The 13,977-nt window shown below is 30.8% G+C and carries 18 protein-coding genes; all 18 read left to right on the top strand.

The annotated features are described in order from the left end of the window. The first annotated feature begins 7 nt into the window (after nt 1–7). Nucleotides 8–388: a hypothetical protein gene (locus ACTG44_RS15905; RefSeq protein WP_018112730.1), complete on the top strand. Its 381-nt coding sequence runs from the start codon at nt 8–10 to the stop codon at nt 386–388. 11 nt (nt 389–399) lie between these two features. After that, a complete protein-coding gene (locus tag ACTG44_RS15900) occupies nt 400–1,419 on the top strand; it encodes a major capsid protein (protein ID WP_018112729.1) in 1,020 nt (339 codons plus the stop codon). Nucleotides 1,420–1,429: 10 nt separating this feature from the next. After that, nucleotides 1,430–1,774: a phage head-tail connector protein gene (locus ACTG44_RS15895; protein WP_018112728.1), complete on the top strand. Its 345-nt coding sequence runs from the start codon at nt 1,430–1,432 to the stop codon at nt 1,772–1,774. Continuing rightward, nucleotides 1,774–2,136: a hypothetical protein gene (locus ACTG44_RS15890; RefSeq protein ID WP_018112727.1), complete on the top strand. Its 363-nt coding sequence runs from the start codon at nt 1,774–1,776 to the stop codon at nt 2,134–2,136. Before ACTG44_RS15895 ends, ACTG44_RS15890 begins: the two co-directional genes overlap by 1 nt. After that, nucleotides 2,136–2,561 carry an HK97 gp10 family phage protein gene (locus ACTG44_RS15885; protein ID WP_018112726.1) on the top strand — a complete coding sequence of 142 codons (426 nt, stop codon included), beginning with the start codon at nt 2,136–2,138 and terminating at the stop codon, nt 2,559–2,561. The genes ACTG44_RS15890 and ACTG44_RS15885 overlap by 1 nt, the downstream gene beginning before the upstream one ends. Continuing rightward, entirely contained in the window at nt 2,554–2,991 is a 438-nt protein-coding gene (locus tag ACTG44_RS15880; RefSeq protein ID WP_018112725.1) for a phage tail terminator family protein, read from the top strand. Before ACTG44_RS15885 ends, ACTG44_RS15880 begins: the two co-directional genes overlap by 8 nt. Continuing rightward, nucleotides 2,975–3,160, top strand: a complete 186-nt coding sequence (locus tag ACTG44_RS15875; protein WP_022621924.1) for a hypothetical protein — start codon at nt 2,975–2,977, stop codon at nt 3,158–3,160. The genes ACTG44_RS15880 and ACTG44_RS15875 overlap by 17 nt, the downstream gene beginning before the upstream one ends. Beyond that, a complete protein-coding gene (locus ACTG44_RS15870) occupies nt 3,161–4,471 on the top strand; it encodes a phage tail sheath family protein (protein ID WP_009896640.1) in 1,311 nt (436 codons plus the stop codon). Between the two features lie 20 nt (nt 4,472–4,491). After that, nucleotides 4,492–4,968, top strand: a complete 477-nt coding sequence (locus ACTG44_RS15865) for a phage tail tube protein (protein ID WP_018112724.1) — start codon at nt 4,492–4,494, stop codon at nt 4,966–4,968. 68 nt (nt 4,969–5,036) lie between these two features. After that, entirely contained in the window at nt 5,037–5,477 is a 441-nt protein-coding gene (locus ACTG44_RS15860; RefSeq protein ID WP_021371933.1) for a phage tail assembly chaperone, read from the top strand. Nucleotides 5,478–5,939: 462 nt separating this feature from the next. Then, a complete protein-coding gene (locus ACTG44_RS15855; RefSeq protein ID WP_021371939.1) occupies nt 5,940–6,500 on the top strand; it encodes a zinc ribbon domain-containing protein in 561 nt (186 codons plus the stop codon). A gap of 77 nt (nt 6,501–6,577) precedes the next feature. Next, nucleotides 6,578–8,944 (top strand): tape measure protein, encoded by a 2,367-nt coding sequence (locus ACTG44_RS15850; RefSeq protein WP_021371934.1) that lies wholly within the window; start codon nt 6,578–6,580, stop codon nt 8,942–8,944. Nucleotides 8,945–8,959: 15 nt separating this feature from the next. Further along, on the top strand, nt 8,960–9,655 hold the full coding sequence (locus ACTG44_RS15845) for a LysM peptidoglycan-binding domain-containing protein (RefSeq protein ID WP_021371931.1): 696 nt from the start codon (nt 8,960–8,962) through the stop codon (nt 9,653–9,655). Then, nucleotides 9,648–11,618, top strand: coding sequence for a C40 family peptidase (locus ACTG44_RS15840; RefSeq protein ID WP_021371943.1), 1,971 nt, complete (start codon nt 9,648–9,650; stop codon nt 11,616–11,618). Before ACTG44_RS15845 ends, ACTG44_RS15840 begins: the two co-directional genes overlap by 8 nt. Before the next feature lie 13 nt (nt 11,619–11,631). Then, nucleotides 11,632–11,892 (top strand): DUF2577 domain-containing protein, encoded by a 261-nt coding sequence (locus ACTG44_RS15835; protein ID WP_009901352.1) that lies wholly within the window; start codon nt 11,632–11,634, stop codon nt 11,890–11,892. A 4-nt stretch (nt 11,893–11,896) separates the two neighbouring features. Beyond that, entirely contained in the window at nt 11,897–12,316 is a 420-nt protein-coding gene (locus ACTG44_RS15830) for a DUF2634 domain-containing protein (protein ID WP_011861039.1), read from the top strand. Beyond that, nucleotides 12,317–13,366 carry a baseplate J/gp47 family protein gene (locus ACTG44_RS15825; protein WP_018112717.1) on the top strand — a complete coding sequence of 350 codons (1,050 nt, stop codon included), beginning with the start codon at nt 12,317–12,319 and terminating at the stop codon, nt 13,364–13,366. It abuts the gene before it with no gap. Next, complete coding sequence (locus ACTG44_RS15820) at nt 13,359–13,976, top strand: YmfQ family protein (protein ID WP_009896663.1); 618 nt, start codon at nt 13,359–13,361, stop codon at nt 13,974–13,976. Before ACTG44_RS15825 ends, ACTG44_RS15820 begins: the two co-directional genes overlap by 8 nt. Nucleotide 13,977: the final 1 nt, after the last annotated feature.

The following is a 13,977-nucleotide window of genomic DNA, read 5'->3' as shown; positions in this document are numbered from 1 at the left end:
ATAAAGTATGTATTTTAAAGAGGTAAATTTTGATAACACACCCGAGTTTCTAGCTTCTCAACACTATATTAACTTTTCAAAAACAGCATTAGATACAGATGTAGTGGCTGATGAAAATGGAAAGAAATATGTGTTAGCAGGTAGTTTATTAGGTGAGAGTGGCAAAGTGGTAAAGATAACCAGAGGAGGTTCTTCGGGTAGTTATACATACACATTATCAGAAGACCCTGTAGGAATAGTTTTTTCAACTGTAGATGTTACTTATGGACCACAACCAGTTGCATCAATGGTGGAAGGCTATGTAATAATCGAAAGATTGCAAGGTGAGTATGTAAAAGAAGCTATAGAAACTATAAAGACAAAATTACCAAATATTAAATTTATGTAGGAGGATGAAATATGGCAAGAGTAGAAGAATTATTGTCAGTTCAAGAGCTGATAAACTATACAAAGACTAGAAAATTAAAAGAAACAATGGGAGATTTATTATTTCCAACTCAAAAGATAGAAGGACTTGAAATAAAGATGATAAAAGGTGCATCTAATCTTCCAGTATCAGCAAGTGTTCATGCTTTTGATACAGAAGCAGAGATTGCATCAAGAGAAGGTGCTAATTTAAGTATTGCTGAACTTGCACTTGTGAAAAGAAAAATTAAACTAGATGAAAAAGATATAATTGTACTTGAAGAGCCAAGAAACTCACAAGAAGAAACTCAAATGATAAATCAAATATTTAATGATGTTGATAACCTTGTATCAAGTGTAAATACTAGAATAGAAGCAATGAGAATGGAAGTTTTATCAACTGGAGAACTTAATATAAATGAAAATGGAGTTAAAGCTTCTTTAAAATATGGAACTCCAACAAATCATAAAGAAACAAAAACTTGGTCTAGTGGAACACCAGATATATTAGGAGATATTTATAATATGACTGATAAAATAGTTGTTGATACTGGATTTACTCCAACAAGGTCATTAACTTCTAAAACTATTTTAAATATAATCTTAAGAGATGAAAAACTAAGAAAAGCTATATTTGGTGTAAATAGTGATAAACTACTTACTTTAAATGAATTAAATACATTTTTAGTTTCTCAATCTCTTCCTCCTATTTTTACTTATGATGAAAGATACAGAGTACAAGGCAAGGATGGTAAGTACACAACAAAGAGATTCTTAGATGAAAATAAGTTTATTCTTATGCCTGACGGCAAGATGGGAGATACTTTCTTTGGGCTAACAGCAGAGGAATTAGAACTTAGAAAAAACCCAGCAATAGATATTAGTTCAGTTGGAAATATAATTGTAGAACAATACTCTACTGCTGACCCAGTTGCTAAGTGGATAAAAGCAGTTGCAACAGCATTACCTAGTTTTCCTTATGCTGACCAAGTGTTTATGGGTACAATAAATTAGAGGTGTTGATATGGAAGTTGAAAGACTAAAAAAACTTTTAGGAATCAGTAAGGAAGATTATTCAAAAGAGATGATATTAGAGTTTATATTAGAAGATGTGGAGGAAATAGTTAAAAATTATTGTAATGTATCTGTTATTCCCGAAGGGCTAAATAGTACTGTTTTAAGGATGGCTATAGATATGTATAAAAATGAGAATCTAGGAAGTGAAGATATTGCACTAGGTTCTATTTCTTCTATATCAGAAGGTGATACATCAGTTTCATACAGAAGTTCAGCTAGTGAATTTAAGGAATCGTTACTCAAAGATTATAAGTCACAATTAAACAGATACAGAAAAATTAGGTGGAAATAATGATGGATAAGACTAGAAAAGCAATAGAAATGTTATACAGAGATAAATGTACTATAATTGAGTATCAGCCAGTCAAAGACCCTGTGACAAAACGAACTAACAATAAAGAAGTGATTGTATTAGAAAATCAACCTTGTAAGCTTTCATATAAAAACATTAATTCTACAGAAGAAGGAAAAGTAGCTAAACTTGCACAAACCATCAAACTCTTTATATCTCCAAACATAAGCGTTAAAGCAGGTTCAAAGCTTATTATAACTACTCAAAATAACATAACAAGAGAGTATGTAAGAAGTGGAGAATCAGCTATATATCCAAATCATCAAGAAATAATACTTGAGTTATTTAAGGATAAAGCATAATGGCTAGATGGGGCAGTGTTGATTTTAGAGAGTTTAAAAGAGTTTGTAAAAAGATGGAGAAGCTTACAAAGATTGATTTAGATAAGTTTTGCAAGGATGCAGCAAGAGAATTAGCAGCACGATTACTTGGGAAAGTAATTAGAAGAACACCAGTTGATACAGGATTCTTACGACAAGGATGGAATGGAGTGGCTTATGCTAGGTCGCTTCCTGTGTATAAACAAGGAAATAATTATATTATAGAAGTTGTTAATCCGACTGAATATGCAAGTTATGTAAATTTCGGGCATAGAACTAAAGATGGTAAGGGATGGGTTAAAGGACAACATTTCTTAACAATTTCAGAGATGGAACTACAAAGTCAAGTTGATAAGATTATAGAGAGAAAGTTATTAATCTTGTTGAAAGGAGTATTTGATGCTTAATAATATAATTGATGGAATATCTATTAAATTAGATAAATCATTTGGAAATGAATATACAATTTATAGTGAAGATGTGGAGCAAGGTATAAATGAACCTTGTTTTTTTATTGTTCCTTTAAATCCAAGCAAAGTATCATATCCAAGTGGCAGGACATTAAAAAAGAACTCTTTTGATGTACATTATTTTCCTCGTTCAAAAGATAAGAGTTTTGAAATAAATGAGGTAGCTGAGATGCTACTTGAGGAATTAGAGTATATAGAAATTGATGGAGATTTAGTTAGAGGCACAAATATGAATTTTGAAATTATAGATAATGTTCTTCATTTCTTCGTTGATTATAACTACTTCACTATAAAAAGTAATGATACAGAAAAAATGAATGATGTTGAATTATTTGGTGGTTTGAAGAGAGGTGATAATTTTGAATAAAACATTAAGCAAAGAAGATGACTACAAGTTTACTAAGGAGCAAATAGTTAATTCTAAGAAGTATGTAAATAGAAAAGACTTATTAAATGCAATTTTAAAAGAAAATGAGTTATATTCCTTCTCAGAAGTAGAGGAAATAATAAATAATTTTATGAAAGGAGTGAGTTAGATGGCTTTAGGTGGAGGAACATTTGTAACACAAAATAAGGTCCTACCTGGTGCATATATAAATTTTGTAAGTGCTACAAGGGCAACCAGTTCATTATCGGATAGAGGTATTGTTGCAATGCCTTTAGAGTTAGATTGGGGCATAGATGAAGAAATTTTCACAGTAACCAGTGATGATTTTGAGAAGTATTCAACTAAGTATTTTGGATATGATTATACTCATGAGAAGCTGAAAGGTTTGAGAGATTTATTCAAAAATATAAGGTTGGGATATTTTTATAAATTGAATAAAGGTGTTAAAGCTAGTTGCAGTATTGCTACAGCTAAGTACTCAGGTACTAGAGGTAATGATTTAAAAGTTATAGTTACAACAAACATTGATGATAACACTAAGTTTGATGTTGTAACACTTTTGGATAATAAGAAAGTAGATACCCAAATAGCAAAAGTTATTACAGACTTACAGGACAATGACTATATTACTTGGAAGAAGGATACAACACTAGAAGCAAGTGCAGGGCTTGTATTTACTGGTGGAACTAATGGCGAATCAGTCACAGGAGCAGAGTATCAAGCTTTCTTGGATAAAATAGAAAGCTACTCATTTAATGCACTAGGCAGTTTGGCTACAACAGCAGAAATTAAAAGTTTATTTGTAGAGTTTACTAAAAGAATGAGAGATAAAGTAGGAGCTAAGTTTCAAACTGTACTATATAAAAAGAATGATGCAGATTACGAAGGTGTAGTATCTGTAGAAAATAAAGTTAAAGATACTGGGTTATTAGAATCTAGTTTAGTTTATTGGACTACTGGAGCTATAGCAGGATGCGATATAAATAAATCTAATACTAATAAAAAGTATGATGGTGAGTTTGATGTTGATGTAAATTACACACAAATACAACTTGAAGAAGCACTAAAGAGTGGTAAATTTATATTTCATAAAGTTGGTGATGAAGTTCATGTGTTAGAGGACATAAATACTTTTGTATCATTTACAGATGATAAAAATGACGATTTTTCAAGTAACCAAAGTGTTAGAGTACTTGACCAAATTGCTAATGATATTGCAACTTTATTTAATGAAAAGTATTTAGGTAAAGTTCCGAATGATAAGGCAGGAAGAATAAGTTTCTGGAATGATGTTGTTAAACACCATAAAGAATTAGAGAATATAAGGGCAATAGAAGATTTTAAAACTGATGATGTTAGTGTGGAGCTTGGAAATGACAAGAAAACAGTTATAGTGAGTGATGCGGTTAAGGTTATAAATGCTATGAGTAAGCTTTATATGACTGTTTCAGTTAGTTAATTAGGAAGGAGAATATTAGAATGGCTAAAAATATTACTATGAAGTCAAAAGATGCAATAAGTGCATCTTTGGCAGAATGCTATGTTACCATTGAAGGTAAAAGATACCTTCTTATGCAGTGTATCAAGGTAGAGGCTAAATTTAAGAAGAATAAAAGTAAGATACCAATTTTAGGGCAAACAGGAAAAGGAAACAAAACTACTGGATGGGAAGGCACAGGAAGTGCAACTGTTCATTATAATACTTCTATCTTTAGAAAACTTATGCTTAGATATAAGGAAACTGGAGAAGATATATATTTCGATATGCAAATTACTAATGAAGACCCAACAAGTTCAGTAGGTCGTCAAACTATTATATTAAAAGATTGCAATATGGATGAGGTTACATTAGCTAAATTTGATGCAGATAGTGAATATTTAGATGAGGATATAGATTTTACTTTTGATGATTGGGATATGCCAGAAGAATTTAAAATTTTATTAGGTATGATATAGAATACACATTTATAAATTATAGATGTGTGTTTTTTATGTAAAAATTAAAATAAAAGGAGAATTAAGAAATGAGTAATTTAAGTGCTTTTTTAAGTCAAAATGCAATAAAAAATGAGAATGTAATGTATGTGGCAAGCGATAGATTTTTAGACGAAGGAGGAAAGCCAGTTGAATGGGAATTAAGAGTTTTATCTTCTGAGGAAGATGAAGTATTAAGAAGAAACTGTACCAAAAGAGTGAAAGTGATTGGCAATAATGGGAAGCCAACAGGTCAATTCACAAGTGAAATTGACTACAATAGTTATGTAGCAGAGTTATGTGTAGCATCTACAGTATTTCCAGATTTAAAGGATGCCGAACTCCAAAATAGTTATGGAGTGATGGGAGAAGCTCAGTTATTAAAAACAATGCTTACAGCAGGTGAGTATGTAAATTATACAGTAAAAGTTAACGAAGTTAATGGATTTGATACAACATTTGAAGATAAAGTAGAAGAAGCAAAAAACTAATTAGGGGCGGTGATTTTGATGCTAGCATCACTCATTATTGTATCCAAAAATTAAAGTGGAAACCTAGTGAATATATGAATTTAGAAGTTAATGAGAGAGCATTAGCAGCCGCCTCAATACTTGTTAAGATAGAGGATGAAGAGGAAGCAATGAAAGAATCTGAAAGAGAGAAAAAGAGAGGAAGGAGAAGGTAGGCAGGGATTAAATGAATAAAGATATAGAACTTACAGAAAAAGATTTATATTGTATCACTAGACATATTAAAGTGTATATGTTCAAAAAAATGATGAAGTGATAAAAAGAGAAGATAATCCATGTTGTAGATATTTATCACTGCACCACATTTAAGAAATTATCTAAAATTACAGGTCTTAAAATGGGTTTTGGAGTCAAACTATAATGTAAAAATTTTTATGGATATAGTATAATATTTATAAAAATATTGTACAGGGGGGAATTATTATGTTTTGCTCAAATTGTGGTGCAGAAATCACAGGTATAGGCAAGTTTTGTTCGAATTGTGGGGCTGCTGTAGAAAATGAGATTATTGAAGATAATAATATTAAATCAAATGATTTAATCATTGATGCTAATGGAATAGAAGTAAATATGACTGAGATTTATAGAAAATATAGAAAAGAAAAAGTAAATGCAATAAAAAATGTAATGGAAATAAGCGGTTTGAATATAAAGGAAGCAAAAAAAATAGTGGATTCTTCCTTTGAAGAGTTAAAAAACAACTTTATTGATGATACTATGAGTAATTCAGAAAAGGAAAAAATAACAAACAATCAAAATAGAAAAAATAATATTGAAAAAGCTCAACAAGAATCAGTTGCTTGTTGTCCTAAGTGTGGTTCAACATCCTTGACAGCTCAAAAAAAGGGTTTTGGTATAGGAAAAGCAGTAGTAGGAGCGAGTTTAACTGGTGGAATAGGTTTAGTAGCTGGAAATTTAGGAGCAAAGAAAGTTAGAGTAACATGTTTGAACTGTGGCAAGCAATTTTGGGCAGGCAAAAAATAGATGTATTCATAATAAAAACACTTACTAAATTAGTAAGTGTTTTTATTATCTAAATTAACAGAAAGGAGAGCAGAAAAATGGCAACTATACAAACATCTATCCGAATTTTCGACGGAATGACACCTGCTTTTAGACACATGACTAATGCTATGAATATTGTATTAAGTTCATTCGAGCAATTACAAAGAACATCTAGCAATGCTATAGATGCTAATAGTATTAGAACAGCTAGAGAAGAGTTAGCAAGGGCAGAAGCTGGATTTGATAGATTAGAACAACAAATAAGAGAAGCTGATGAACAACAAAAAAGATTTAATGATGATGTTAGAAAAGGAGCAAGTAGTACAGATAAGTTAGTAGAAAATGCTAAAAGATTAGTAGCAACTTATATTGGATTGAGAAGTGTTGGTGGTTTGATTAATTTAAGTGACCAAATGACGAGTACTAATGCGAGACTAGCTATGATAAATGACGGGCAACAATCTGATGGAGGACTCAACAAAATGATATTTCAATCAGCGGAAAGAGCAAGAGCATCTTATTTAGATACTGCAAAAATTGTAAGCAGAGTGGGCATGAATGCAGGCAAAGCATTTAGTAGTACAAAAGAAATAGTAGCATTCGCGGAACAACTTAACAAGAAATTTGTAATTGCAGGAGCAACAACAGAAGAAACTAATTCAGCACTTTTACAACTTACACAAGGTTTAGGAAGTGGTGTGTTAAGAGGCGAGGAACTAAATGCTGTGTTTGAGTCAGCACCTAATATTATTCAGTCTATTGCCGACTATCTCGAGGTCGATATAGGGAAGATAAGAGGTATGGCAAGTGAAGGAATGTTAACAGCAGATATTGTAAAAAACTCATTACTTGCAGCAGCAGAGCAGACCAATTCAGAGTTTGAAAAAATGCCTTACACATTTTCTCAAATTTGGACTTCAATTAAAAATAATGCAATCATGATATTTGGTGTTATACAGAAAAAAATAGAACAAGCTATGTCTAGTAGGGGTTTTCGAACCTTTATAGATAATTTTATAGATTCGTTATATGTTTTAGGAGCAGTTGCATTTAGTATTTTTAATGGAATTATAAATATATTAGGAAGTCCATTTTTTCAAGCATTTGTAAATGCTATTATTGTAGGTGTTAGTCTGATAGTGCAAGTGCTTGGCTGGGTAATAACACAAGCATTAAATATTACTAATGTATTTGCTCAGAACTGGAGTATTATTGCACCAATAGTACTTGGAGTTGCAGCTGCTATGTTAGTATATAACAATGCACTATTACTTAGTATAGCTAATAAAGTAAAAGATATTGCGTTATCTGCTAAAACTTTAGCGATGAATTTTGCTCATATAATAGCAGAGTCTTATAGAGCAGCAGCATTAGTAGCAAGCACAATTGCACAGGACGGATTGAACGCAGCAATGGCAGCTTGCCCTATCACTTGGATTTTATATGGAATTATAGCCATAGTTGTTGCCTTTTTTGTAGCTATAGCTGTAATAAATAAATTCGCAGGAACATCTTATTCAGCAATTGGAATTGTTGCAGGAGCATTATCGGGTTTAACAGCATTTATTATAAATAGTGTATTTTTCTGGATTAATGTTTTTATATCATTTGCTGAGTTTTTTACAAATGTATTAGACCATCCAGTTTATTCAGTAAAGAAATTATTTTTTAATTTAGCCACAGCAGTATTAAATAATCTTATATCTATGACAAAAGGATGTGATGAATTTGCTACTAATTTAGCAAACTCTATTATAGATGGAATTAATGGGGCATTAAAAGCTTGGAATAAATTTGTAGATGTCTTAAATAAATTTGGAGGACTTGGAGATAAGTTAGGACTTGGAAAAGCTGATATGGTTGGTCATACAAAGTCTATTACAAGTACATTGCAAAAAGCTAAAGGAGACTTAAATAAATGGCTTGGAGCAGAGCCAAAAGGTTATAAATCCTTTAAACAATTAGAGTATAACAATGTTGGAGATTGGGCTAAAAATGGATATGCCTTTGGTCAAAACTTAGAAAATAAAATAAAGGATACTTTTGATATTAGTAAAATAGCTGATAAGGCAAAAAAAGATTTAGGTCTTGACGATTTGTGGGATGATAAATATGGATTAGGTGATGGAATAGGCTCAGCAGGATTAAACTCACCTTTGGGCGATGCAGCAAAAGGAGCAAAAGATACCGCAGGAAATACAGCTAAAATGGCTAAAACAATGGATAAAAGTCAAGAAGACTTAAAATATCTTAGAGATATTGCAGAACAGGAAACAATAAACCGTTTTACAGGAGTCAACATTAAAATTGACATGAACAACACAAATAACATAAATAAAGATGCCGACTTAGATGGAATAGTTAATGTACTAACAGAAAAATTAAATGACGCTATGGTTGTATCTGCTGAGGGAGTAGTTTAGAAAGGAGGGATATAAATGGCTTATGACTTTTATTTAGATGGAGTACAATTACCAATCGCACCTGGCAAATTAGAAATAAAAATAACAAATAAAAATAAAACAGTTGATTTGATAAATACTGGAGAAGTAAACATACTAAAAAAAGAAGGGTTATCCGAGATAAGTTTTGAAGCAGAATTTACACATAATAAATTACCTTTTTATCGTGGAGCTTTTAAAGATGTTCAATTCTTTTTAAGTAAATTAGAACTATTAAAAACAGATTGTAAGCCATTCCAATTTATTGTATCGAGGGAATTAGGTAATAAAGTACTATTTAACACTAATATAAAAGTATCTCTTGAAGAGTATGCTATTTCAGAAGATGCAGAAAATGGTTCAGATACAAAAGTTGCAATAAAGTTAAAGCAATATAGAGATTACTCAACTAAAAAGTTAGTTCTTGCCCCTCCTAAAAATGAGACTGGTAGACCAAGCGTAAAGATAGAGCCAAAACGAGTTGATTCAGTCAATGCCACAAACACTAAAACTAAAACATATACAGTAAAAGCAGGGGATAGCCTTTGGTCAATTTGTCAGAAACAACTTGGTAATGGTTCATTATATAAGAAAGTATACGAACTAAATAAATCTATGATGGATAAGGCAAATAAGGGCAAAAACTTAAGTAAATACACTATTTACAAAGGGCAGGTGTTAAAACTTGGTTGATGAATTAGTGTTAGCAAATGATAGAGATGTAAGGTTAGTTATTGCACATTGGGAAGATTTCTACGAACCTGCTGTCATTGATGGTATCACATGGGAAATAGAAAGACGAGGAACACCTTCTAAGTTAGAGTTTACTATAGTCATGGATGATATACTACAGTTTTGTGAAGGTAATTCAGTGAGATTATATTACAAGGGTGTAGGCATATTCTATGGATATATATTTCAGAAGAAAAGAGATAAAGAAAATCACATCAAAATTATTGCATATGACCAGTTAAGATATTTTAAAAATAAAGATACTTATGTATATAGTAATAAAACAGCAAGCGAACTTATAAAAATGCTCGCTAAAGATTTTAATTTAAAATACAATGTCATAGAAGATACAAAATATAAAATATCTAGAATAGAAGAAAACAAAACTTTATTTGATATGATTTTAACTGCACTAGATGATACTTTAAGAGAAAAAAAAGAAATGTTTACCTTGTATGATGACTTTGGAAGAATAACACTAAAAAATGTTGCATCAATGAAACTTGATACTGTTATGAATAATGATGTAATCGAGGACTTTGACTATAATTCTTCTATTGATAGTGATACTTATACAAAAATCAAACTTGTAAGAGATAATGAAGAAACAGGAAAAAGAGATGTGTATATTGCTCAAGACTCAACGCATATGAGGAGTTGGGGAATACTACAACTATTTGATACAGTTGATAAAAATATGAGTGAAGCAGAGATAAAACAAAAATGTGATATACTCCTAAAACTATATAATAAGAAAACTAAGTCATTAAGTTTAAAAAATGTGTTAGGAGATATTAGAGTAAGAGCAGGTTGTTTAGTACCTGTTTTTTTGTCGTTAGGAGATATTGATTTACAAAATTATATGTTAGTTGAGAAAGTAAAACATACATTTGAAAATAACAGTCATTTTATGGACCTAACTTTGGTTGATGGAGACGAATTTGCTTCTTATTCTTCATCAAGTTATAGTAGTGGAAATACTAATAATAAAAATGAGAAACAAAATGGTCCTGCACAAAGTACTACAAGTAAAGAAGATACTGATATGGCTAATAAGATTAATAAACTACTTAAAGGTAAATTATCAAATACAGGAAATATATTTGTTAAATATTCAAATGCTTATAAAGTTAATCCAGCACTCATGGCTGCTATATCTATGCACGAATCAGCTAGAGGGACTTCAAATATTGCAAATACTAAAAATAATTTCTTTGGAATGAAAAAAAATGGAGATTACATGAGTTTTTCTAGTGTAGACGAAGGAATAAAAAGAGGTATAAGTAATTTATCAAGAAACTATATCCATATAGGACGAAAAACTTTAGAAAGCATCAGAAATAAATATTCTTCTAGTTCAGACAAAGAATGGGTAAAATGTGTAGGTGCATTTTATAAGCAAATAACAGGAAGTACTTATAATTCTAATAGTGCAGGCACAGGAGTTGGAAGTAATGAAGAAGCAGAAAAGAATTTAAAAGATTTAACTTATCAAGTTCAAAACAATAATTCTAATACATCAACAAACAATAATAATAAAGTAAGTAAAGTTATTCAAGAAGCAAAAAATCAACTTGGCAAGCCTTACAAATGGGGTGGTAATGGTCCAAAGAGTTTTGACTGTAGTGGTCTTATGGTGTGGGCATTTAAAAGAGGTGCAGGAATAAATCTCAAAAGAGTTTCAGCAGACCAATCAAAAGATAGTAGAGGAAAACTATTATGTAACATAAATGATGTAAAAGCTGGTGATTTAGTATTCTTTGCATACAACAAAGGAAAAGGAAATGTACATCATGTTGGACTATATATAGGAAATGACCAATATATTCATGCTCCACAAACTGGTGACGTAGTAAAAATAAGTAGTTTAAGTGGTAGACAAAAGAAAAAGCATGATTTTGCAAGAGCTAGAAGATTCTTTTAAGTGAGGTGATAAAGTGTCACAAGAATTATTGCAAATAATTAAGAAGGCTGCAATGGATGCAGTAGAAACAAGCAATCCAATGCAAATTGCATTTGGAACTATAGAAAGTGTTAATCCTTTGATAGTTAAGATAGAACAAAAAGCATCTTTTGAAGAATTTTTTCTAATACAAACAGAGACTTTTAAAAGATATACAGATAAAAAAATAGGGGATAAATTAGTCTTAATTAGGATGCAAGGAGGACAGCAATATTTGATTTTAGATAGGATGTGATGAGGTGTTACCAAGCGATAATTTGGATTATGACATTGAAGATGTATCAATAATTAATTTTGATGTAAGGCAAGAACCAAGTAAGACCTTTAAATTAAATATAGAAAAATCTAAGATAGATGGTATTTGTGATGATGTTGAAGCATTAAAACAGACCATCTTTTTAATTTTAAATACTGAAAGGTATGAGCACCTCATTTATTCTTGGAATTATGGAGTCGAGTTGAACGACCTTATTGGAGAACCTATATCCTTTGTAATCCCCGAACTTGAAAGACGAATCAAAGAAGCACTAATTCAAGATGATAGGGTTGAAAATGTAGATAATTTTGAATTTCAAAATGTAAAAGGAAAAGTACATTGTAAGTTCACAGTTCACAGTAAATATGGAAATATAAAAGCAGAGAAGGTGGTGAGTGTATAATTGTTTGAGTTAATGACATTTGAAAATATAATTAAAAGAATGTTAGATAGTGTACCAGATACTTTTGATAAAAGGGAAGGTTCTATAATATATAATGCTCTTGCTCCTGTTGCTATAGAACTTACAGAAACATACATTGCTATGGATGAATTACTAGACCAAACATTCGTAGATACTGCTAGTTATTATTACTTGGAGAAAAGATGTAAAGAACGAGGAATTACACCACTATCTGCAACTAATACCATTGCAAAAGGAGTGTTTAATATAGATATTCCACTTGATTCTAGGTTTAATCTAGGAGAATACAATTATATTGCAATTGAGAGAATATCTGAAAAAACATATAAAATGAAATGTGAAACTGCTGGACCTATATTTGAGTTAGGAAAACTAATACCTATTGAATATATAGATGGTCTTGAAACTGCTGAACTAACTGAAATCTTGATAAATGGAGAGGATGAAGAGAGTGAGGATAGTTTAAGACAAAGATATTATGATAGCCTAAATTCACAGAGCTTTGGTGGAAATATGCAAAATTATAAAGATGAAGTTAACAAAATACAAGATGTTGGAGGAGTTAAGGTTTATCCTGTGTGGGACGGTGGAGGAACTGTTAAGTTAGTAATAATTAACTCTAATTTCAAAGTACCATCAGAGGATTTAGTTAATTTAGTGCAAGAAGAAATTGACCCAATTGGACATCAAGGACAAGGCTTAGGATTAGCACCAATAGGGCATAAAGTTACTGTTACAGGTGTTGTAAGTACAACTATAAATATATCAGCAGAGATAACATACAAAAATGGCTACACTTGGGAGAATATAAAATCAATTGCAGAAGAAGCAATAGACGACTATTTAAATGAACTTAACATGAGTTGGGAAGATGAAGAAAACTTAATAGTCCGTATATCTCAAATTGAAACTAGATTACTTAGTATTGATGGAGTATTAGACATTGCAAATACAATGATAAATGAGGTTAAATCTAATCTAACAATAAATAGTAACAGTATAGTAGTGAGAGGTGAGGTAGTTGGATAAAGAGATTAATCTAATAAATTACTTACCACAAATTCTACAAGATAAAGAAGAATATATAAAAGTATTTAATGTAGGAAATAAAGAAATAAAAATATTACATGATAAATTAAAGGACCTATCAAATGACCAGTTTTTAGAGGACCTAACTATAAGTGGTATAAAAAGATGGGAAAAGATAATGTCTATAACTCCTAAAAGTAATGAGAGTTTAGAAGATAGAAGGTTTAGGATTTTTAGTAAATATATAAGTAAATTACCTTACTCAGAGAGATTTTTAAGGAATTGGCTAGATAGTATAGTTGGAGAAGGTAATTATGAGTTAACTATTAATAATGCTACTTATAATATACATCTTGAAAGTGATGCTAGAAATCAAGATTGGTTTGAGGAAGTTCATTCTTTTGTAAGTAATATTAAGCCATGTAATATGACTTTAGATTACACTAGAGTGCTTATAAGCAAAGACAATTATATGAATTTTGGTATAACAACCCTAATGGGTCAAGAAATAACTATATACCCTTGGAGTCCACCAGATATAGAAACTTATGGAGAAATTGATGTATTAACTGGCAATGGAGTTGGATACCAAGAGATAACAATATTTTAGG

The organism is Clostridioides sp. LIBA-2809 (genome assembly GCF_056688965.1).
This window is presented reverse-complemented; position numbering and strand designations above follow the sequence as displayed.